Annotated in this window: 23 protein-coding genes; 4 read left to right on the top strand and 19 right to left on the bottom strand. The window is 56.0% G+C overall.

Annotated features, from left to right (window positions below):
* Positions 1–26: 26 nt before the first annotated feature.
* The 14 genes from CCALI_RS00085 to fliQ all read right to left on the bottom strand — a co-directional run bounded on the left by CCALI_RS00085 (position 27) and on the right by fliQ (position 12,501).
* Positions 27–377, bottom strand: a complete 351-nt coding sequence (locus CCALI_RS00085; protein ID WP_081648210.1) for an EscU/YscU/HrcU family type III secretion system export apparatus switch protein — start codon at positions 375–377, stop codon at positions 27–29.
* Positions 355–3,132 (bottom strand): DEAD/DEAH box helicase family protein, encoded by a 2,778-nt coding sequence (locus CCALI_RS00090; protein WP_016481423.1) that lies wholly within the window; start codon positions 3,130–3,132, stop codon positions 355–357. Before CCALI_RS00090 ends, CCALI_RS00085 begins: the two co-directional genes overlap by 23 nt.
* Positions 3,122–3,508 carry a HEPN domain-containing protein gene (locus CCALI_RS14530; RefSeq protein WP_016481424.1) on the bottom strand — a complete coding sequence of 129 codons (387 nt, stop codon included), beginning with the start codon at positions 3,506–3,508 and terminating at the stop codon, positions 3,122–3,124. The genes CCALI_RS00090 and CCALI_RS14530 overlap by 11 nt, the downstream gene beginning before the upstream one ends.
* A gap of 12 nt (positions 3,509–3,520) precedes the next feature.
* Positions 3,521–4,069 carry a hypothetical protein gene (locus CCALI_RS00100; RefSeq protein ID WP_016481425.1) on the bottom strand — a complete coding sequence of 183 codons (549 nt, stop codon included), beginning with the start codon at positions 4,067–4,069 and terminating at the stop codon, positions 3,521–3,523.
* A 1-nt stretch (position 4,070) separates the two neighbouring features.
* Positions 4,071–4,808, bottom strand: a complete 738-nt coding sequence (locus CCALI_RS00105) for a TIGR04255 family protein (RefSeq protein ID WP_016481426.1) — start codon at positions 4,806–4,808, stop codon at positions 4,071–4,073.
* A complete protein-coding gene (locus CCALI_RS00110) occupies positions 4,801–7,131 on the bottom strand; it encodes a DUF559 domain-containing protein (protein ID WP_269431619.1) in 2,331 nt (776 codons plus the stop codon). Before CCALI_RS00110 ends, CCALI_RS00105 begins: the two co-directional genes overlap by 8 nt.
* Positions 7,132–7,201: 70 nt before the next feature.
* On the bottom strand, positions 7,202–8,587 hold the full coding sequence (locus tag CCALI_RS00115; protein WP_016481428.1) for a site-specific DNA-methyltransferase: 1,386 nt from the start codon (positions 8,585–8,587) through the stop codon (positions 7,202–7,204).
* Positions 8,588–8,611: 24 nt separating this feature from the next.
* Positions 8,612–8,854, bottom strand: a complete 243-nt coding sequence (locus CCALI_RS15860) for a hypothetical protein (RefSeq protein ID WP_156415919.1) — start codon at positions 8,852–8,854, stop codon at positions 8,612–8,614.
* 3 nt (positions 8,855–8,857) lie between these two features.
* The gene (locus CCALI_RS14535; protein WP_052572286.1) at positions 8,858–9,169 is read right to left on the bottom strand and encodes a CPBP family glutamic-type intramembrane protease; all 312 of its coding nucleotides are present in this window, start codon (positions 9,167–9,169) and stop codon (positions 8,858–8,860) included.
* A gap of 548 nt (positions 9,170–9,717) precedes the next feature.
* Positions 9,718–9,903: a hypothetical protein gene (locus CCALI_RS16535; RefSeq protein ID WP_016481429.1), complete on the bottom strand. Its 186-nt coding sequence runs from the start codon at positions 9,901–9,903 to the stop codon at positions 9,718–9,720.
* A gap of 229 nt (positions 9,904–10,132) precedes the next feature.
* On the bottom strand, positions 10,133–10,369 hold the full coding sequence (locus tag CCALI_RS15865; RefSeq protein WP_155850430.1) for a hypothetical protein: 237 nt from the start codon (positions 10,367–10,369) through the stop codon (positions 10,133–10,135).
* Complete coding sequence (gene flhB / locus CCALI_RS00135) at positions 10,353–11,435, bottom strand: flagellar biosynthesis protein FlhB (protein WP_016481430.1); 1,083 nt, start codon at positions 11,433–11,435, stop codon at positions 10,353–10,355. The genes CCALI_RS15865 and flhB overlap by 17 nt, the downstream gene beginning before the upstream one ends.
* Before the next feature lie 10 nt (positions 11,436–11,445).
* On the bottom strand, positions 11,446–12,225 hold the full coding sequence (locus CCALI_RS00140) for a flagellar biosynthetic protein FliR (RefSeq protein WP_016481431.1): 780 nt from the start codon (positions 12,223–12,225) through the stop codon (positions 11,446–11,448).
* Positions 12,226–12,240: 15 nt separating this feature from the next.
* A complete protein-coding gene (fliQ, locus tag CCALI_RS00145; RefSeq protein ID WP_016481432.1) occupies positions 12,241–12,501 on the bottom strand; it encodes a flagellar biosynthesis protein FliQ in 261 nt (86 codons plus the stop codon).
* A 375-nt stretch (positions 12,502–12,876) separates the two neighbouring features.
* On the opposite strand from fliQ, the gene CCALI_RS15870 reads away from it, so the two are divergent.
* Entirely contained in the window at positions 12,877–13,044 is a 168-nt protein-coding gene (locus CCALI_RS15870; RefSeq protein WP_016481433.1) for a hypothetical protein, read from the top strand.
* A 155-nt stretch (positions 13,045–13,199) separates the two neighbouring features.
* On the opposite strand, the gene CCALI_RS15875 is transcribed toward CCALI_RS15870, so the two are convergent.
* From CCALI_RS15875 to lnt, 5 genes are all read right to left on the bottom strand, one after another.
* A complete protein-coding gene (locus CCALI_RS15875) occupies positions 13,200–13,805 on the bottom strand; it encodes a hypothetical protein (RefSeq protein WP_016481434.1) in 606 nt (201 codons plus the stop codon).
* Positions 13,806–13,868: 63 nt separating this feature from the next.
* On the bottom strand, positions 13,869–14,813 hold the full coding sequence (locus CCALI_RS00150) for an ADP-ribosylglycohydrolase family protein (protein WP_016481435.1): 945 nt from the start codon (positions 14,811–14,813) through the stop codon (positions 13,869–13,871).
* Positions 14,814–14,845: 32 nt separating this feature from the next.
* The gene (locus tag CCALI_RS00155; protein WP_052572287.1) at positions 14,846–15,160 is read right to left on the bottom strand and encodes an oxidative damage protection protein; all 315 of its coding nucleotides are present in this window, start codon (positions 15,158–15,160) and stop codon (positions 14,846–14,848) included.
* Between the two features lie 69 nt (positions 15,161–15,229).
* A complete protein-coding gene (locus CCALI_RS00160; RefSeq protein WP_016481437.1) occupies positions 15,230–15,967 on the bottom strand; it encodes an alpha/beta hydrolase in 738 nt (245 codons plus the stop codon).
* The gene (gene lnt, locus CCALI_RS00165; RefSeq protein ID WP_016481438.1) at positions 15,964–17,538 is read right to left on the bottom strand and encodes an apolipoprotein N-acyltransferase; all 1,575 of its coding nucleotides are present in this window, start codon (positions 17,536–17,538) and stop codon (positions 15,964–15,966) included. Before lnt ends, CCALI_RS00160 begins: the two co-directional genes overlap by 4 nt.
* Before the next feature lie 332 nt (positions 17,539–17,870).
* Here lnt and CCALI_RS00170 point away from each other — a divergent pair, with 332 nt between their 5' ends.
* The 3 genes from CCALI_RS00170 (at position 17,871) to hrcA (ending at position 21,470) form a co-directional block, all read left to right on the top strand.
* Positions 17,871–19,109, top strand: a complete 1,239-nt coding sequence (locus CCALI_RS00170) for a PIN/TRAM domain-containing protein (protein ID WP_016481439.1) — start codon at positions 17,871–17,873, stop codon at positions 19,107–19,109.
* Positions 18,994–20,301: a 2-C-methyl-D-erythritol 4-phosphate cytidylyltransferase gene (gene ispD, locus CCALI_RS00175; protein WP_081648213.1), complete on the top strand. Its 1,308-nt coding sequence runs from the start codon at positions 18,994–18,996 to the stop codon at positions 20,299–20,301. The genes CCALI_RS00170 and ispD overlap by 116 nt, the downstream gene beginning before the upstream one ends.
* A gap of 128 nt (positions 20,302–20,429) precedes the next feature.
* Positions 20,430–21,470 (top strand): heat-inducible transcriptional repressor HrcA, encoded by a 1,041-nt coding sequence (gene hrcA / locus CCALI_RS00180; RefSeq protein ID WP_016481441.1) that lies wholly within the window; start codon positions 20,430–20,432, stop codon positions 21,468–21,470.
* The last annotated feature ends 69 nt before the right edge of the window (positions 21,471–21,539 follow it).

The raw sequence follows: 21,539 nt of genomic DNA on the forward strand, positions 1-21,539 counted from the left end.
ATCGGCTCCGTACGTTCCGCGGTCGGTTATCTGGGGTGGGCAAGTCTTCTTTGGCGGCGTTCTTCGTTGATGCGATAGACGAAAGCCATGACCTCGGCGACGGCCGCGTAGAGATCGGGTGGGATCTCGGCTTCGAGGGGCACTTGGCGATAGAGGGTACGGGCAAGCGGCGGGTTCTCAACGATGGGGACATCGTGTTCCTGGGCGAGCTGACGGATTTTAAGGGCGAGAAGGTCTTGTCCTTTTGCCACGACGACCGGCGCATTCATTTGTTCTGGCTCGTATTTCAGTGCGACGGCCCTAACGGCACCGAGCTGAGCTGCCGCCCGGAGGGCGGTCGGCTCCAGCGAGTGGTTAGCCCGCTCTCGCCTTGACATCCCTCAAAATACCCTGTAGCCTTGCCGGTTCTCTGCACACCGCGAAGGCCCACTGTCCAAGTTCCCGATGGTGATTAACGGCTATAACCCAGCGTCTTGCCGCCGCTTCCTTCTGGCGATCCTGCTCTGTTTCAAGACCCTTCACTTCCAGAATGACCTTAAGTTCACTATCCCCCGGTTGGCGGAGACGAATCAGGTAATCGGGACGATATTCGTGCCGAACTCCCTGCCATTCGTAGGAGATGGTGAAATCCAGATGGTCATTCCGTGCATAGCTGATGACCTCTGGCATCCGCTCTAACTGAAAAGCCACCGTGTGTTCCCACTTGGGCGCGTCCAGCACGACATGGCTGATATGGCTTTTCGTTGTGCCAACGGTGGGGCGCACCGTGCGGAAGAGGACCTCGGAGGTAGAACCGATCGGACGAAAGCGTTCGATGACAGGCAGGAGAGGCGGCTCGCCCGCCTCCACATCGGGCTCAATGGCTTCCATCAGCCGTTCCACGATCTGCTGCCGGTACTTAAGCAGGGCCACCTCTTCCAGCACGGTGTCCTCCTCCAAAACCACCCGCTTCTCCAGGTACTCCCAGACGATGCGCAGCACCTGGGGAAAGAGCACGTGGCGGGCGGCGCAATCTTGCCGCTTCTCCTTGAGGCGACCGGTGATCTCGGCGGCGAGCTCGTAGACCGTGGCCTGAAGCCGCTTCTCCCGGTGGAAGGGGTTACGGTCGTGCAGGACCTCCGGCCCGGGGCCGAGGCGGTCGGGCCGGCCGAGGCGGTATCCCACCGCTGGCTTGACCATGACCTCCGTGGGCGCCTTCGTCGGGCTGATCACGAGATAGGGGACGCCGTCCCAGTCCACCCGGAGGCGGCTCCGCACATCAAAGACATACCCCTCCACGCGGGGGAAAGTGATCTCCAGGTGCTTCCGCTCCGGCAGGGCCCGCACCAGGGTGGAGACCTTCGGCACCTCGGTGCGGCTTACGGCCTTTTTCTTAACGGGGATGACCTCGAAGGGGACGCCGTAGACGTCCACGTATTCGGGCTCGGTGAAGTCGTCGTAGTTGAGCCGCCGCAGCCCCCGCCCCACCACCTGCTCGCAGAGGAGCTGAGAAGTGAAAGCCCGAAGCCCCAGGATCTGGGTGACGTTCTGGGCGTCCCAGCCCTCGTTGAGCATCCCGACAGAGACAATACAACGGATAGGCTTGCCCGGCGGCTCCCCATCCCCCTCCCATTCGGTCTTGCCCACCGTGTCCACGACCTTGCGGAGCCGCTCCGCTGCCTCCTGCTTGGTCTCCCCCTCGACGGCCGCTTCCGCCTCCGCAAGGAGCTTGGTGTCGATGCGGAAGGTCACTTCCGGTTGGCCGTCTCGGTTCTCCAGCTCCGCAAGCACGTTCCCCTTGGCAATGTGCTCGTGAACCAGCTTGGCCAGGTCGGTGTTGTCACAGACAACGATGAGAACGGGCGGAACCGGGGAGTCCGCCTTCCGGAACTCCTCGAAGGTCCGCTTCCACTCAGAGGCCAGGGTGGCGAGGGCATCCTGGGCCTCCCGGAGAACCGACTCCGGCTTGGCCCGTCGCCGCACGGTCTGGCGCTCCGAAGCCGGAAGCTGGCTGTTGATCCACTCCCAGAGGCGGAAGTATCTCGGAATGAGCTCCCCGGTATTGTCATCCACGGGCACCCGCGGGACCTTGACGATCCCGCTTTCAATGGCATCTACCAAACCGAAGTCCGAGACCACCCAGGGGAAGGGAGCCCCTTCCTCATAGCCGCTTCCCTTGATGTAAAAGGGCGTAGCGGAGAAGTCAGCGCAGAAGTTAATTCCACGTTCGGCATGGATGCGATCCAGGCCGCTGACCCAGAGGGTCGCCTCTTCCCGCTCGGCGATCTCTTCTGGGGAAAGCTGTTGCCGCAACTCATCCGGCAAGGGTGCGGGACGGTAGGCGTGATGCGCCTCGTCGTTGATGACCAAAATGTTCTGCTTGCTACCCAGTTCCTTGAGCACGCGGCGGCAGAAGGCAGCATCGCTCTCCGGACCGCGTTGGACCACGCTCTTGGAGCGGCTGTCATCTTTGGGCTGGAAGAGGTGCCAGTTCGTGATCTGGAATTTGCCCTGCTGGAGTCGCTCCAGCATCCCCGGGGGCACCAGGTCAAACTTCTCGTAGTAGTTGCCAGGTTTCCAGGGCAGAAGCACCTGCAGGCGTTCTTTGATGGTCAGGTTGGGACAGACGATCAGCACGGCGTCGCAGAAGCGCCGGTCCTGAGGGTTGGCGAGTTTATTCAGCACCTGCCAGGCGATGACCATTCCCATGACGACGGTTTTGCCCGAGCCGGTGGCCATCTTGCAGGCGTAGCGGGTAAGCTCGTCGTCCTTGGGGACCACAATGCCTTGCTTCTCGGCCGGAGATGCCTCCACCAGCCAGACGAGCGCCTCGGCTGCTTCTCGCTGGCAGAAGAAGAGTTTTCGCTCCCGCTCAGGGTTGTTCCAATGGTTCAAGAGTTGCCGCGTGATCGGCGTGACGCCGGGATATCCTCGTTCCCGCCACCCTTTGACCCGCTCGCGGAGGGTGTTGACCAGCTCCAGTGGCACGAATTCCTCTTCCAGGAGCGCCAGCTGCGGGCCGCGAGTGCGGGCCTTGAGGTAGTAGCCCGCCGCCCTCCGTCCCTCCTTCAGGATCGGCTGCCCCTCTTCGTAAGCCCAGTAGCGCGTGGGCTCTTCAAAGGGAGAGGTGAGGATGGGGTTGTCAACGAGCATGACCGCTCTCCGATAGCTTACTTATAATAGCTTCAGCAGTGGAAATCGCTTCTATAGCCATATTATTGAGGTTAGAAACCGTGTCCTCATAATCGCAACGCTTGCGCCACCCATGTAAATCCCTTAGTTTGTCCGCTATCTCCTTCCCTTCAGGACCTTGTTGGCCAAGGTGTTCTCTGAGGAGTTTATGAACAATTCCGGCCGTTGTCCGTTGAAATTTAAGATGCTTTTCGGCATAACTTCGAGTGTGACAAAAAGCCGCATAGTAGGCGCGGCTTACAGCTGAGCGGCTTGCGGCCTCCATTAGAGGCGAGGTTTCGAAGGAACTGCGCAAGGCCCTTGCCAGATCCAAGAACTCCCTCCAGTCAAAGGCCATTGTTAATTCCTCCTACGGGCTTCGAAAGTCCGTCGTCAGCAAGGGCCATTCTTCCTCCTCTCCTAAACTCGACAGAAACTCTTTTCGAACGTCCCTTACCCTTTTCATCGTAGTTTCGTCATAATTATGAAATCGCGCATAGAGAATAACATGCTCTTCATCTTCCTCTGGATCTCGGCTGATTTCCAAGGACAAGATAGCATCCTGGAGACTTTCAGAAGCGAGCTCGGATAAAATCCTTGTCATTTCAATTAAACGGCGATGCTTCTCAAAATATTGCCACACATCATCCGGTGCAGGAACACGGACTTTCAGTTCTTCGAGGCGTCTGAATAGGGTCGTAATTTCCTCCGTTATAGAAGAGGTAGATAAAGGACGTTGAAACGGGGTAACAGGTTCTTTTTCTAACTCTACCGATGATGATATCCAACTCTGCGGCCACGGCAGTGTAGGGAATTTTTTCCGTAACACCTCCTCAGGCCGTGGGGTTACGTCTCTCAGGCCCCATAATAAGGGTTCTAGATTATTCTCTGAAGTTTTAGAACTGACGGTGGCTTCCATCTCACTTCTCCTCCTCGAACAGTTCTCTCAAGCGATCGGTTATGCAACCTTCGAAGACTTCCTCGACTCGACTGTGTGCTTCTTCGACCCAACCAAGAACGTCAGAAACTTTAACAGCCCTGGGTTGTGTCAAATAGTCTATATTCAACATGAATGCGCTCATTTCCTCAGAAGAGGCGAGCACGGGAGCGATCTGGATGCGGCAGCGATCTCTTCCTTCTACAAAAGGAAACTCTCCACCCACAATGAAAGATGCTAAATTCTGTGGGAGCCGCGGGCCGACGAACGGATAGAATTCGAAATACTCTAAGAGCTTCACCTCTGGAGAAGGTAGTTCAACCCGGTTAATGTAACCCAAGGCGATGCGTTCCAGACCCTCGATCCGCAAGGTCTCCTTTAGGTTTTCCCAAGCCATTTCGATTTTGGCCTTAAAGCCTTGCCAAGTGGGGTAGGGTCTTAACACGTTTACCGCCAACAAGCGGGGGCCAAGTTGAATAAGCATCTTTCTGTCCTCGGTAAACAGCACGATTCTCTCGCTCGTACGAATTTCCTGTTGAAGGCCCTGAGGCCCCTCCGAAAGCACAACTTCTTGTCTGACGCTCTGTTCTCTTAGAGGGAATGTACCTTTCACCTTTTCGTAAAATAGGCCGGGAATTGTAAGATCCCAGGGTGTATCACTTGTTAATCTAAATTCACAGACTGCTTCTATAAGGGGAGGGGTCTTGTATTGTCTACCCATGGTAAGTTGCCTCCTTTTGCTGTAGGTTTACAACTCTTACTACCTCGTTCCCCCGGAAATCAATCACCTTCACGGCGATCCGTTTGTGTTCTCCGGGCTGGAAGGGGAACGAAATGGTGCCCTGCATCTTCTCGAAGGCCTCGGCGTCAATCTGCGCTTTGAGGGCCCGCTGGAGTTTGTCCCACGCTTCCGAATCGCCGGGGAAGAAGGCCTGGCAGATGTGGAAAGTTTTGCCATCGTAGTCGGTGTCCAGGAACCAGGCGGCCACATCTTCGCCCCGCGTCGAGTGCGCCTCGCCCGTGAGCGGGTCGTAGATGTCTACGCCGCGTAACTTCACGACATGGGTGCCATCCTTCTGCGGGATGACAGCCACGTCCGGCTGGCCGAAGACGGTGAAGATCTGGCTCGCCCGCGTGGTTTTGAGGAGGTCCCCCACCAGCACGTCAGGGGCGATGTTCGCAAAGTGGACCTGGAGCCCCTGCACCGGAACCTTCTGGATGAGCGCCTGGGCTTCGGGATCGAAGGCGAAGCCAGCAAAGATGAGGATATGATAGCCGTTCAGCCGCGCCGTCGGGATGGCCTCCTGAACCTGATGGGCGATCACCGGCCCGTGCTGGGGCCCGAAGGAGACCGCCACGCGCAGGGTCTTGCCGTTCTGCCTGGCCTCGGCCTCTGCGTGGAGATAGCCCAGGTTAAGCGGGCGAAGGTTCTCCAGCTCCATCTTCTTGCCGCCGGGGAAGAGCACCCCGCCCTGCTGCTTTAGCAGATTCAGCATGTCCGTGAGGTAGTCCCCGCCCCGGTCACTCACGCTGGCCTGGGCTTCTTGCTCCTCGAACTGTGGAACGGGTGCCTGCGCGGGGTCTTCTACTGCCGGTACCGGGATCGCCTCCACGGTAAAAGGGCCGGAGACGCGCACCACGCCCCGTACGACCTTCGGCCGGTCGTAGAGCGTCTCCTGCGGAGCGTTGCACTGAATGCTTTCATCAATTTCCTTTCGTTTGCGCCGCTTCAGTTCCCAGAAGCGGCGCAGCGCCTCCTGGGCCGCCTCGGGCCAGTCCTCGGGAGGCATGGGATCGGGCACGTCGGACAGGGATTCCCACCGGTGTCCCGTGAGGCGGTAGACCGTCTGGAGCCATTCCCGCAGCTCTTGGCTACCGGTTGACAGGGCTTTCGTTCTGGCCTCGTACAGTTTCCGGTAAGCTTCCTGGGCCTCCCTCGGCCAGGCGGGATGCGGTATCTCCCTGGGGACCTCCCATTCCAACAGCTCGTTGGCTTTGACAACCTGCCCACCTGGTAGGGTATGGGTGGGACCATCCGGAGCCGAGAAGTCCACGACCTGCCCAGCGCAGCCGCCTTCCTTCACGTGGATCTGGATGGGCCGGCCTTTGAGGGCGGCGTTGAGGTCTGCCAAGGCTCGGTCAATCTGGGGCTGATACTTCGCGGCGATGGCGTCGATCTCGGTGTTCTTGGCGATGCTCTCCAGGGTGATATGTGGGACGGTCTCGTAGATGAAGCCGCCGCTAGGCCCCCGCTCGGCATCGCGCAGCTCGTAGTAGTCGAACCTGGCCGTCATGAGGCGCTGGCGGGCGATGGCCAGGGCCACGCGGGAGGTGTCGCAGGTAATCCACCGCCGGCCCCACTTCTCGGCGCAGTAGGCAGTGGTGCCCGAGCCGCAGTTGTGCACCGCGCAGACCTCGGTGATAAAGGAGTGCGCGCCTTCCACTTCCAGGTCGTATACCTCTTCTTCCGAGAACGTCTTCAACACCTCTTCGACGCGCACCGGCGTGCGGTCGGGCCCACAGAACACGATGTCTCCCTTGCGAAGCTCGCCCGCCTCCAACCACAGAGCATGTTCCGGCGAGAACTGCTCCTGGCACGCATCCTGTATAGCCGTGTAAACGCCTTCGAGATTGCTCAATACTTCCGCTGCTGAGAAACGCACTACCCTCAGGCCCGCGCTACGCAAAAATTCATCCCGGATTTGGTCGTGTTCAATGGCGGCCGGATCGCCGTGGGCAGCCGCGCCGTCTACTTCTACCACCAACGCCGCCTCACGACAGTAGAAATCGGCGATATACGGGCCGATGGGGTGTTGACGCCTGAAGGCGAAACCTGCGCCGTTGCCCCGCAAAACACTCCACAGGTTGCGCTCCGGCAGCGTCATGTTCTTTCGGAGTTCCTGGCTTCGACCACGCAATGGCTTCGGGATGCCCGACCAATCGGCCTTTCCGCCCAGACTATGGGGTCGTCGGTGCACCAGTATTCGGTGATCGGCTGTGACCCAAAGCGTTTCATCGGAGAGGCTGTGACGGATGCCGACCATGATGCCGCGGTAGGTTCGGCGAATGGAGCGCACTACGCGGTGAGGCAAGCCATCGTGTGCCAGTACCCAGTCACCGGGTTGGATAGTTTCGATGGGGGTGAGAGCCCCCCTTGCATCCCCCCGCACGCAGGGGGAAATTTCTCCCTCCCCCCCCGTGTACGGGGAGGGTCGGGGTGGGGCTCACCCACACCCGCGTCCCCTTCCGCACACACGTCGGGTCCAACACCAGGTCGCCCGGGTCGGTGGTCATCAGGATGCAGCGCTCAACGACTTTTGTGTTGGTCTGAACAGCATAGAGCTTCTCAGCAAAGGTTTGGGTATCGTCCCAAATGTTGTTTATTGGGATAAGATTAAAATCATCCAAATAGCGGATGTACCTCAAGGTTTTACCGGATATCTCGATCCTCTCGGCGTCCGATAAGCGCCTAAGACCTTCAAAGTTCGTTTTCCAATGTCCTCCAGATGGAGTAAACTTTCGACCCTGAAATTCAAATGCTTTGCTACCTTCCTCCGTCTTCCCTGGACTAAATAGAGCCCCCGACGAATACAATTTACCTTCAAGCATTTTGTTATAACCGCTTGTTTCTTGTGTTTTGTCACAGTAAAATTGACGATATTTTATTTCCTGAACCTTTTTCGCATACCAAAGCAAGTAATCCCCAGCTCTCGACAATGTTGTCGATTCAAACCCACTTGTCTTCACAAAGCTAACCACTGCCACAAAGTTCTCCCGCCCGAACACCTCATCCAGCAGGCAGCGCACCAGGTGCAGGTTATCGTCATTGATCTGGACGAAGATGGAGCCGGACTCGCTCAAGAGCTCTCGCGCTAGCAGCAGTCTGTCCCGCAGGTAGGTCAGGTAGGAGTGAATTCCCAGTTTCCAGGTGTCGCGATAGGCCTTGATCTGCTCCGGCTCGTGGGTGAGGTCCTCGTCGGTGTCCTTCACGTCCCGCCGGTCAAGGCGGGGCTGGAAGTTGGAAGCGTACTTGATCCCGTAGGGCGGATCCACGTAGATCATCTGCACCTTGCCCGCCATCCCCTCCTTGACCAGGAGGGAGTTCATCACCAGGAGCGAATCGCCCAAGATCAGGCGATTGGCCCAGCCCACCTCGTGCTGGTAGAACTGCACCTCCTGGTCGGCGGGGAGCGGCGTTTCGCCGAAGAGGTCGAGTTGGACGGGCTCGGGCCGACGCACGGCGCGCAGGATGGCCGATGTGGAGATGCGCTCGTGAATGTGCAGGGAAACCAGGTCCACCTCAAACGAGGTGTGTTCTGCCTTGCCCGACCACTGTAGTTGGGGATCAAGATGCGGGTCGTAAGCGTATCCTTGGGTTCTCTGCTCACGTACCTCGTAGGTTGGCGCAATACCGGCGGGTGGATTGTTCTTCCGCCGGGCCTCTGCGTGGCGGAAGTCTTTTACCGGTTGTTCGCTGGTTGATTTGTGTTTCCTTGCCATCTTCTTTTATCTGATGTGATATGGTTACCATAGTTCACTGCCCCTGTCCAGCCGTGAGCCCGCACGCACTCGCTCTCTGCGAGACAGATGGGTCGGCCCAAACACAGCGATCAGTATACCTGCCACTATCACATTGACCACACAGCTCGCTGCGACCGAACTACTGCCGATGAGCACTCCATACGTGTTATCCAACACGTGATACATCGCTATTGCCAACACACTCCCCTGTGTGCTATTTGTAGAGCCACATGTAAATGCGGGCAACGGCTACTGTTCCAATAACCCACACAGCAAAAGGATATTCGCCATCGGGTTTTCCGCCCAGAAGAAGAGAGGCAGATGCCACAACGCCCACAGCCCACCTACAATCAGCGTGGCGGTAAAGGCCATATGTCGTGCTTGCAAACGAGGTAGGGCAAAGCCACGCCAGCCGACTTCTTCCCACGGATTGGAGAGCAATGCGAACACAAAGGCAGAAAGAACCAGCCCTACTGTTTTCTCCCCCGCGCTCTCCAAGGAGAGGGGCCATCCGAACGTCCGTGCTCCAAAATTGGCTATCAGATGCAGGATGGCAGGCAAGATAATTGCTACCCCAAGTCATAGCCAACCGACTTTCCAGCGCCATAGCGAACGGAACCAAGAAGCCGCTCCTGTTTTGCCGTTCAAAACTCGTTGGACGATGACTGCGGCCAGAGTTGGCCCTGCCGCAGGCAGGATTAGCAAAAATTGAAAAGCCGGATGCTGAAACAAAGATATACCCCGTGAAGCGGCAACCATTATTGCCCGTGCTTACTCCTGATGAGGTCGAACTGTTCTTTAGTAACCATCGGACGCTCAGCACGACCTCTGTACGTCATGCCTCTTCATAGGCTGCCTAACTTGTAATTATCTTGAGTCCCTATCTTATCTTGCGTGACTCTCTTTTTATGCTATGCTGGGAGCCACGCCGTTGACTCAAGACTTGTCAACTATATCATATTCCAGGGAGAAAATGCTGTCAAAAGGGGAAAATCACGCCACAACAGAAGAAAATTACCGACCGCCTCCGCGAGGCGATTCGCCTGCGCGGCTACTCCATGCGCACCGAGAAGGCCTACCTCCATTGGTACGAACGCTTCATCCGCTTCCTAGGTCTGAAACGCTTGGAGGTCATGTATAGCGGAGCCTACCCATCTATTGAGCGCCTTTTCTCTTTCCTCTGGGTCTGCGGAATCGGTGATAGGGAAGCCGTAGCGCCGGCGCAGGGTGCATAGGTCTGCTCGCAATTCGGGGTTGTCCTCTACCAGCCGCTCCATCGTGATGATGTACTCCATCGCGTTATCCTCCTTTCCTGATGCTAAGTTTTCATGTGGTAAGGAGATCGTAAATATAGTGGCCGTTCACCTTACGTGGCTCGTCAAGAACGCTGAGTAGGATGAGGTCGGCATGAAGCTGGCTACAAAGCTGTTGGGCGGTGTAGACACGCGGTACCGGGAAGGTGCCGCCATGTAGGAGGCCGTTATCGGTGAAAAGATCGCGTGGGGTGAAGTGATCGGCGGTCAGTTATGCCTCCACTTTCGATTCGGGGATGACCGTGAATGCGGTGCGCTCTGCCGTGCAAGCGGGGAGTTGGTGGGCGGCATGTTTTTCGAGCCTCTGCAAAATCTCCCGATACTGCTGTTGTTGCGCCAGCTGTTTTGGAGTAAGTTTCGATTCTTCAAAATAGAGGCGTATCTCTTTTAGTTTGGAGACGAAACATCGGCTCCGTACGTTCCGCTGTCGGCTATCTGGGTTGGGCAACTCTTCTTTGGCGGCGTTCTTCGTTGATGCGATAGACGAAAGCCATGACCTCGGCGACGGCCGCGTAGAGATCGGGTGGGATCTCGGCTTCGAGGGGCACTTGGCGATAAAGGGTACGGGCAAGCGGCGGGTTCTCAACGATGGGGACATCGTGTTCCTGGGCGAGCTGACGGATTTTAAGGGCGAGAAGGTCTTGTCCTTTTGCCACGACGACCGGCGCATTCATTCGTTCTGGCTCGTATTTCAGTGCGACGGCATAGTGGGTAGGGTTTGTCACCACAACGTCTGCCGTAGGAACCGCATTCATCATACGTTTCCGAGCCATCTGGCGTTGTCGTGCGCGAATACGACTACGGACGAGCGGGCTCCCTTCGAGCTGCTTATGTTCTTGCTTGACCTCATCCTTGGTCATCCGCAGCGACCGTTCATAAGCGTATCGTTGGTAGGCATAGTCTAACACCGCAAGGGCCAACATGGTGAGAGCGGCCCGCACGGCCATCTGACGCGCGGTTTCCAGCACCTGCTGTACCCCAGTAAGGAGGTCCACCCTTGGTAGAATAAGGAAGAGGGGGTAGGCGTTATGGATGGTGTTATAGCAGAGCCATCCCACCAGGAGAAGTTTGCAGAGGGCTTTTAAGAGCTCGACGAGCGCGTTGAGGGAGAGATAGCGGGTGATGCCGTTGAGTGGGTTAAGGCGATTGAGATCGGGCTGCAGGCGCTGGAAGGCGAAAAGCGGCCCAGTCTGTGCCAAATTAATGGCAACCCCTAGCGCTGCCGAGAGGGCGACCAGAGGACCGACGGCCTTAACGACGGTAAAGGCCAAGGCGGTTGCGAGGCTCAGCAGGGTAGAGACGGTGGGTGGGGTATCGAGCAGATGGGTATAGGAGTATCGAAAATAGATCGCCGTCTGCTGAGCGGCGTTGCTGAATAGGGCAGGCATGGCCAAGACAAGACCAAAGAGCACAAACAGGGATGAGAGATCGGGTGAACGCGGTACTTGACCACGCTTTCGTGCTTCCGATCGGCGCTTTGGGGTTGCGGCCTCTGTGCGATTATCTCCTGCCATTCTTTAGCCGTTAGTGTGCCTTTGTGAGCAGTAGATTGAGGGAGCGGTCTATGCCGAGCATGAGCTGGCCGGTTCCGAAGGCGAGCGCCGGCAGAATAATTGCCACGGTCATGATGCCGATCAGCAGTTTTGCGGGTAAGCCAACAAAGAAAACGTTCACCTGAGGCGCCATTCGTGCCATAAAGCCAAGGGCGGCATCGGCTAAGAAGAGCACCCCGATAACCGGCAGAGCGAGACGAAGGCCAATGAGGAACACCGTCTTAATGGCAGGCAGGATGGCGAGGCCCAAGGCAGAGTGCAATAGGGGCGCATCCGGAGGAAGGAGCCGAAAGCTGGTGGCGAGGGCTGCGATCAGCAGGAGATGGCCGTTCAGAAGAAGGTAAAGCACAAGCGATAGTTGATTATAGAAAGCGCTTAGCAACGAGGACTGCAGTTCGGAGAAGGGATCAATAAGGTTGATGAAGCCAAGTCCCATCTGAGAGTCAGAAAGCGAACCGGCTATTTCCATTGCTGTGAAGAGAAAGCGCGCGATATAGCCTAGCATAATGCCAAAAACCAGATTTTGCGCGACGAAGTAGGCTAATAGGACTAACGAGGGGGGAATAGGGCCTACGCGATGTGCGATTTGGGGAAGCAGGGCTAAAGAGAGGCAGAGCGAAAACCCCAAGGTGGCCAACGGAGGCAGCGGCCGATTGCCTGGTATCGGTGCTGCAATCAGCACTCCGGCCGTTCTTCCAAGCAGCAGCAGCAAAACATAGAAGGTATGTACGGCGGTGATCGGAACGTCCATGCGGTTTCCCAGAATCTATCGGGGCATATGGTCAAAGGCGTAGTGCATAAAATGCACGAGGGATGCGAGCATCCAAGGGCCGAAAAGGGCCAAGGCGACGACGACCGCGAAGAGTTTTGGAACGAACGTCAGAGTGTATTCCTGAATCTGTGTCACCGCTTGGAAGATAGAGACAAGCACTCCCGCGACAAGGCCGAAGAGAAGCAGAGGTAGAGAGAGCTGCAGAGTTACGACGAGCATGGTGCGTCCAGCTTCGAGCACCTCTTGTGAGGACATACGTAGTCTCCCTTTACAGAAAGAACGAACGAGGCCGCTGTAACGGCGCGTGGCTGCTAAGAACGGTCTCTCTTTTCTTATTATCGGGATGAAGGGCGCTAGACTGGAGTTTTGAGGAGGGAGTTTATCGGTTCGATGTTATAGCCGTATGGAGAAACCTCTGTAGGGGCTGGAATCCGTATAAAGAGACGTAAGTACATCGCTGCCGATCGGGAAACCGACCTCCCCTTGTTGGGAAGATGCCCCAAAATATGGCACAACATTTACGCAGCTGTTGACGTGCCATAGGCAGCTGTGATATACTATATATTGTGTGTCATTTCGGGTAGGACAGCGATGTGCCTACCACGACTAGCGCGCAAGAGGTAACCACCCATGGAAACGAACCAGAACGAGTGGAAGAGCGCAGAGAGCGCCATGCCAGAAGGGCCTTCGCTCGAATTCATTCGAGCTATTGCCGAGCTGCTTGAAACAGACCCCGATGATATTCTGGCAGAGTTGGGCTATGTCCGTGAAGGCGAGGAGCTAGCTACCTCTCGCTAAAACTATCACCCCCAAAAATCGGGAGAAGATCTTCTCCCGTGTATTATCTGTTGTACTTGGTTCGTGAGTGTTGTGTGCGCATAGGAAAGGGGCGACGAAAGACCTCCACTTTCGCCGCCCCTTTTTACCGTTTGGTGATAGCTAATGGGGCAGAACTATCGGGGCGAGCTGTTAGAGCCGAAGTCGTTCTCGCCGGTGGACGGTTGTTGAACTCCATTTTGGGAGGTATTGTCGGTTGAAGTTGGATTTTGGTTCTCAGGACTTAGGGGCGTTGGCGGTTGCACGCTTGAGTTATCAGGGGACTTCGGCTGGGGTGACGAGCTATTGAAGGAATTTTGAGGTAAGGCACTACTGTTTTGCGGGACGGAGTTCGGAGCCGAAGCGTTTGTGGACGGAATAACAATAGGCCCTCCTGCCCCCTGCCCGCTCCCATTGTTGGTAGGTTGAGCCGGCGGGGTGGGAGTGGTTGCTCCTGGCAGGGAAGTGGCTTGTTGGACAGGTGGGGACGTTGAGGAGGTGGGCAAATTAGAAGTCGGCTGACTCGTTTGTGGGGGGGTAGGTAAGGGATTTTGCGAAACCGGAGCACTGTTGGGAGTGTCCGGTCCTTTCCCTGTGGGGATATAACGAGACAATACAAAGAAACCAAGCAGAAAACAGGAGGTGCCAAGTAGGATGAAAAGCAGCGTGTTCAAGAAGAGGCGCATCGTGGGAGAGCGCTGCTTCTGGGGAGATATGTAGTTCATTCGGCTTCGACCGGCCATTTCATCGTTCTCCTTTGGAGGCGTTAAGGCGACCGAGTACGCGCTTGTATTGACTATGTAACATTATACCTGCTGCTGGGTGGTTTGAGTTAAAAGGAAAAGGCGATCGGCGAGAGATTGCAGTCGGTCGCGATCTCGAAGGAGTTCAAGCCACTGGGTTGGGATGGCCGTGCAACCGTGGAGGGCTCCGGCAAGGGCACCCGTAATGGAGCCGACGACGGCGGCATCGCCGCCATGGTTTACGGCTACGATCAGCGCGTTTTCAAAGCGGGTGGTCTGCATTAGGGAGCGCAGAGCCACTTCCAGCGTTTCGGGAGCACTGCCAGCAGGGAAAGTATCTAGGGAGGGATCTCCGGCCCGTTCTATAGCAAGGGCAATATCAGCGGGAAGCTCTAAGGCTGCCCTATGAACTTCGTGATAGGCTGTCTCTTTGTCAAGCCCAGCTACCAGATAGGCGAGCATTAGGTTCAGCGCAACACAGGCTGCCTCGCTATTCGGGTGTGCATGGGTAATGCGGGAGAGGATGGAGGAGAGAACGGGAAGATACTGAGGGCTATGGTAAAAAAAGAGCGCTAATGGGGCGCAACGTCGCAGGGAGCCGCTTGAAGCCCACTCTGGATTCTCTTGATATACCGCGAAACTTGCCTCTTCCCATGGGGTACCCTGAGCGGTTCGTTCCAGCACCTTACGGGTGTGCTCTCCGATGGTACGTGGATTTCTCCGGTACCAATCTACAAAGCGCCCGGCAATGTCGTCGGGGTCAAAAACCTGTTTCTTCAAGAGGCTATTGGCCGTTTCTAGGGCAAGCTCGATCTCGTCTGTCCAATCTCCGGGGGCTAGCCGTAGCCAGCCGCCACCCACCAAATCGGTAACCGCTCGCTCCGGATCGGAAGGAGGCAGGGAATCGAGAGGGGCACCGAAAGCGTCGCCCAAGGCCAACCCCAGAAGAACGCCTCGAAAGCGGTTACGTAGAACTTCTGGCAAAATCGGCATCGGCAAGAAGGCCATTTTGCACGTGTTGCCTTATGATCAAGAGTTCATCAGGCGGTTGATAGTCCAAGAAACTCTTTCATCACCTGAATGAGCTGCTTGCGGTCTTCTGGGTCGGCAAGTTGAAGCCCGTAGTGGTTGATGTAGAGCACCTGTTGGGCTAACCACTCTTGCCAGCAATCGGGGCATATCTGGTTTTGAATGGTCTGCCCAAGCGAGCCGCCCATGGGAGGTTCACTAAGGGCTTCTACGTTGCGCCCACAGCGTCTGCAAGTGATCTTGGCCATTTGCCAACTCCCCTTTTCTGCTTTGTTGGTCTGTACGGCATAGTCTACCGTATTTTTGCTTTTTCGTTCACATAACAAAGGGTTTCTGCCTGCCAAGTAGGATGTGTTGCCGACGAACTGAAAACAAGGCTGGGCAACGGGGAGTTTTCAAGCGCTTTCGATGGCTCTAAGCCATGAGAGCAGGGTGGCACGCGAACGGTCGGGGGCTTCGAGGTGAGAGGTTTCTAGAGTTGCGATCTGATGGGTAGGACCTAGGAGGGCAGCCAGCTCCTTCACCTGATCCACCGAAACCACGATATCTTGAGTGCCGGCGATGCAGAGTATCGGCAGGAAGGGTAGCTGAGGAAGGGTTAGGCTATCAAACTGTTCAAGGAATTGTATAATGGAAACCCCGTTAATGTAATCGGCGCGTTGGCGCAGCATGGCTTGCCCTACGGGCGTAAGAAAGCCTCGTATGGGATGCGTGCCCGTACAGAGAGTGGCTACACCAGCAACCCTATCCGGATGCTTGGCGGCGGCCATGATCGCTCCATATCCACCCATGGAGTGGCCGACGGTTACGACACGTTTTGCACGAGTTGCATGCAGCCACAGCAACGCCTCACAGGCGTTCTCAACAATCTGTTCCGGATGATACAGTTCCCCACCGGTGCCACCCAACTTATGCCCTACAAAGTCAAAGGTAAGACAAGGGTAGCCGTGAGCCGATAGGTAGTTTGCCAGCCCATCCAGGCTATATTTGCCCGACGTAAGGCCGTGCATGAGAAGCAGCGAAAAGGGTTTTTGCGAGGGTTGGGCTGTTTGGTAAAACAAGCCATCCAACGTCCCCACAGAGGAAGGAATGTGTACTTTTTCTAGATAGACTGCAGGGTGAATAGGCGTCATGGTTGGTCTGCCTTGCGCTTCCACGTTTGCACTATGAAGAGACCTCCCAATAGAAGGGCGCAGAGCCCTACAAACCAGTCTCCGAAACGGACGTAGGGAGTCTGCCCGTGCAAGAGACACATGGGATGGACCAAGAAACCTTCTTGATTGATGGGCAGCCTCGCCAGCAGATGACCTTCAGCGTCTATCATGCAGGTTATACCGGTGGTGGTGGAGCGCACCACTTGGCGGCGGTTTTCGATGGCTCTTAACACTACGGCCGCCAGATGTTGTTGCATGGCGGCACGGCTAAGAAACCAAGAATCGTTGCTGATGGTGACTAGAAGGGAGGCTCCTCGCCGCGTGAAGGAGCGAACACGGGCGGGATACATAGACTCGTAGCAGATAAATGGGCCGATGGTCAACGAAACCCCGTTAGAGAGAGTTGTTTGCAGCGGCCGTCCATGGCGGCCTGGCGTAAGATCGGTTGTCGGGAAGTTAAAAAGACGCCCAAAAAGGGGAGAGAGAAGGCTGCGGAACGGAATGAACTCTCCAAATGGGACAAGCTGCTGCTTAAAATACACCTGGGGATGTGCAAGTTCGGGTGCAAACAGAACAGCCGCATTATGATCGGCTCCCTTTGCGTAGATTTCGGCTCCAGTGAGAATAGCGGCGTTTGTGGTCTTGGCGAGTTGCTGGAAGAAAAGATAGCCTGACGGATTCTGAATCGGGTCGTAGGGAGAGGCGGATTCTGGAAACACATACAGCTGCGGGGCGGGTGCATGGGCCTTAGCTTTCATTGCAAGATGGTTCATGATTTGAAGTTGTGTGGCAGGCGATGGAGTTTGGTAGGAGGAGACGTTTGTCTGCAGATCGGCTACTTGGAGCGAAGGCCCAACATCGTGTTGTTGTAGGCGTGCAAGGCCATAGAGGCAGACCATAACGCTAAGGGTACAAGCGGCCCAGAGCCGTCGTGGTCGGAGGGGCTGATCACGCCCCATCCAAAAATAGGCGAGCGCCCCGTTTACGAGCATCATAAGAAAACTTACCCCGTAAGCTCCGGTGAAATCCGCGATTTGCAGAATGGGTAGGAACCGATATTGGGTATAGCTCAACTGTGCCCAAGGCATGCTAAGGGGGCCAAGTGTACGGGCCCACTCCATGACCACCCAGGCCGCCGCCAGTGCGGTGACGGCCCACTGTTCGGGCACATTGCGGTCGAGCCACCAAGCGACACCTGCCCACAGCGCGAAGAAACCCGCTAAAATGAAGGTCAGACCGAACCAGGCGATCCAGCCGATGGCGGAGCCAGTCCACGCGCTGATCGTAAGCCCTATCCAATACCAGAGAGGGCCGAGGAAAGCCCAGCCGAAAAGATAGCCTCGCCATGCGGCCTGAGCGAAATGGCGGGCTCTTAAAACGCTCACAACAAGAGGTGCCAGGGCGACCCAAGCGAGTGGCCATAGTCCCGCAGGAGGGTTGGCCAGCCAGAGTAGGAGGCCAGACAGAAGTGCCAGTCGTAGCCCCCATGGCGTTCGGGGAGGCACCGTTCGGGTTGGCTCCGTCTTGGAGCCTATCTCTTCTGCGATCATACCCCTACGTTTTACCCGATAAGCGGCATCTAAGGCGGGTATAATGTCTTCTGGGCGTATTCTGGAGGAGCGTTCTCGTATGATTTTAAAGAATGCTTCCCAACTCTTGTGAGAAAGGAACTTAAGATAATTTAACCATCTCCGATGTTTGTCGCCGTAACTGCCTTTTTGAGAAGGAAGACTTCTGAATTTAGGGAGAATCTGGGATAGCGAACTTTTCGCATCCAATGCTTGTTTCTCTAAGGAGCTATGTCGCTCACTCGCGCGCTCTTATGAGACTTAGAGTTTTAGAAACTAGGTTGGCAAATGAAGGAGATGGATAGGATAAGAGGATGTCTATACGTAAGTTTTTAACGATACTCTTTGCTGCAGTGTTTGGTGTTACCGGCTTTTGGGTGGGACTACTCATTCATAGTGCGGTAGCGCATGCCACGGCAGGGTCGAGGCTTTCGTCTCTGTTGCAGCTTATTAAAGATGTATCCGATAGCTTCCCCATCTATCCTCAAGTGTTGATGGTATGTTTAGGAGCTCTTGGGGTGTGTTTTGGGGTTATCCTGGGCCCTAAAGCGGCTAGAGCGTTGGAAAACGCGGGAGACGCGCTTGAGCGGATGCCTGCTCGAGATAAGGTGGCCATCGGTTTGGGCTCTATTGTGGGGTTGTTTATCTCTTTGGTTTTTGCGCCCTTTCTGTTGCGTGTGCCCTATGGCATCGGAATTTTTCTGCTCATTCCGGTGACGGTGGCCTCGTTCTATCTGGGCATTCGAGGAGCGCTTGGAATGAAGGATGAGTTTGCCTTTTTACGCCCCGCTCCGGAGATAGAGACCGATGCAGGCCCTGGGCCTAACGTGAAGATTTTGGATACGAATGTGATTATAGACGGGCGGATTGCCGACATCTGTCGAACGGGGTTTTTGGAGGGCACGCTCTACGTGCCTGGATTTGTGCTGGAAGAGCTGCAGCATATCGCCGATTCAAGCGATGATTTGAAGCGTGCCCGCGGACGCCGGGGGCTTGACATTCTTAACAGTATGCAGAAGGATTTGCCGCTTGTCGTGCGTTCGTGGGACAAGCTGCTCGACCGCGCCTCTCAACATGAACCTGTGGATACGCGCCTTGTGAAGTTGGCCAAGGCTCTCGATGCGACCATCGTCACCAACGATTTCAACCTCAACAAGGTTGCTGCTTTGCAGGGAGTGCCTGTTCTGAACGTCAACGAGCTAGCCAACGCCATCAAGCCGGTTGTGTTGCCGGGTGAGAAGATGCGGGTGTGCATTGTGAAAGAGGGGAAGGAGCCGGATCAGGGCGTGGCCTACCTTGATGATGGCACGATGATCGTGGTGGAAGATGGGCGTAACAGCATCGGTTCCACAGTAGATGTCATTGTAACAAGCATTTGGCAGACGGCTGCCGGTAAAATGATCTTCGCACGCATACAGACATCAGAGGACAATGAGAATGGAGATTCCGGAGAATCCACACCATCAACCCAATCGTCCCATTCTACCGGATACACAGCACGTCGGGGTGATAATACCGGCCGCCGGACAAGCAAGAAGGTTTTTGAGCGGTAGCAACAAGATTTGGGCGGAGCTTGCAGGGCGTTCCTTGCTACAGCATGTACTAGCCGTCTTCGAGGCGCATCCAAGGATAGGTGCCATCGTTGTTGTCGCGGGTGCTGCAGAGCGAGAGGCGGTTGAAGAAGTTGTTAAAGACTATAGGAAAGTTCTCCGTGTGGTGGCCGGGGGAGCGACTCGAGCCGAGTCGGTATATCACGGGCTTGAGGCGCTCCCCGAAACCTGTGAGTATGTGCTGGTGCACGATGCCGCTCGTCCTTTGCTCTCTTTTGCCCTCATCGAAAGGGTTTTGGAGGCTACCGTTCGTTTCGGGGCTGCGGTGCCTGGGCTTCCTCTTGCCGACACCGTAAAAAGGGTAGATGAAGAGGGATTTGTGCGGGCAACGGTGCCACGAACGGTGCAGACGGCGGAGGGTACGATTGGTGGATTAACAGCTGTGCAGACACCGCAGGCCGCACGTGTAGAGCTTTTGCGGCGCGCCTATGCCCGTTGGGCTTCTCAAGATGGGGAGCCTACCGATGAGGCCTCACTCATTGAGGCTTTAGGCGAGCCGGTAGCCGTTGTAGAGGGTGATTTTTTCAATATCAAGATCACGCGTCCAGAGGACCTGCCGCGGGCCGAGCAGTTCTATACGCTGCTACATCCTCAATCGGAGAAGGAGACAATGCCCGAACCGCACAAGAAAGAGGCGGATTGGTGTTACCGAACCGGTTTTGGATACGATGTGCACGCGTTCGCAGAGCCTCTATCGGGCCGAAAGCTTGTGCTTGGCGGGGTGGAGATACCCTACTCGCGTGGACTTGATGGGCATTCGGACGCCGATGTGTTACTGCACGCTATTTGTGATGCGCTGCTCGGCGCGGCCTCGTTGGGAGATATCGGCATTCTTTTCCCCAATACCGATCCGGCCTATCGGAATATCTCGAGTCTGAAGCTGCTGAAAGCCGTGCGGGAGCGACTGGAGGAGGTCGGATGGCAGATCGAAAACGTGGATGCCACTGTTATTGCGGAGGCACCGAAGCTTAAACCTTATCGCGAGCGCATTCAACAGACGATTGCGGATTGCTTAAAGGTCGCCTCGGAACGCATTAGTGTGAAGGCGACCACAAACGAGCGAATGGGCTTCATCGGTCGTGAAGAGGGCATCGCCTGTTCGGCGGTGGCGACGATTCGGCGTAGTCTTTCTTGACAGTAAATGTAGAGGCCGATTATAATATTTTTTGAGAGTAACCGGCCCTTGTAGTATCTTTGAACGGTTGTGAGAGGATAGACAACAGAATGACGAAGATTTGGCATTGAGGGAGGCTGTCTTAGAGGATGATGACGTTGGATGGTCGAAAGGTGCGTATTTTGCAGACGGTTGTTGAAGACTATGTTCAGACGACTCGACCGGTGGGCTCCGAGCGCTTGATGGAGCTTTGCGACCTTGGTTGTAAGCCAGCGACCATTCGAAATGAGATGGCGGAGATGGCCGATATGGGATATTTGGCGCAGCCACATACCTCAGCCGGGCGCATACCCACCGATTTAGGTTATCGCTACTACGTAGATGAGTTGATGGATAGCCGTTCCTCCTTAAAGCCGGAAGAGGTACAGCAGATACGCTTGCCTCAAGGGGAGGTAGAAGAGCTACTGCAGCAAACCTGTCGCATTCTGGCTCATCTCACGCATTATGCGTCTATTGCAACGCATCCGGTAACCGAGAGCGTGCGTCTGCGTCGAGTTTACCTGGCGGAGGCCGACGCCCGGCATCTTCTGCTGGTGGTGCTACTATCCACGGGGCATGTCGAACATCTTTTGTTAGAGAGCGAAGTGATACCCTCCTCGATAGATCTCTTGGCGCTATCGGGCTACTTGCACTCGATAACGGCCGGGTATACGCTTGAAGAGACTCTGCGAGGGATTCCTTTGAGCACAGTCCCTCAAGAGTTTTTAGGTTATCGGCGCCTACTGCAGCAGGTACTGCAGGCGCTTGCACAGATGGCCGCTTCGCTCTCCAATCGGCGGGTCTACTTAGAGGGCACGGGCCAGCTGTTACGGCAGCCGGAATTTCATGATATCCAGCGTCTGGAGATTCTCTTGAACGCCTTAGAGCAACACCAGGCGCTTCTGCAGGTGCTTAGCCGGGTCAGCGCGCAAGGCCGTTCCTATAGCGTCGTCATTGGCTCAGAGAATGAGTGGGAGCCACTTCAAGCGTGTGCCATTGTGACGACCACGTATGAGGTGGCCGGCCAGCCGGTTGGCTATTTAGGGGTCGTTGGCCCAACCCGCATGGAGTATTGGCGGGCTACAGCTGCCGTTCAGGTTATGGCACAGAACCTCTCGAACGTATTAACCAATCTAAGCTTAGCTTCGTAGCAAACCGTAGCTATTGTGCATGGCTCGTTGCTTGGCTTAGAAGAAGTTAGGCCTTTTGCGTGCGTATGA

This window comes from Chthonomonas calidirosea T49 (genome assembly GCF_000427095.1).
Classification (GTDB): domain Bacteria; phylum Armatimonadota; class Chthonomonadetes; order Chthonomonadales; family Chthonomonadaceae; genus Chthonomonas; species Chthonomonas calidirosea.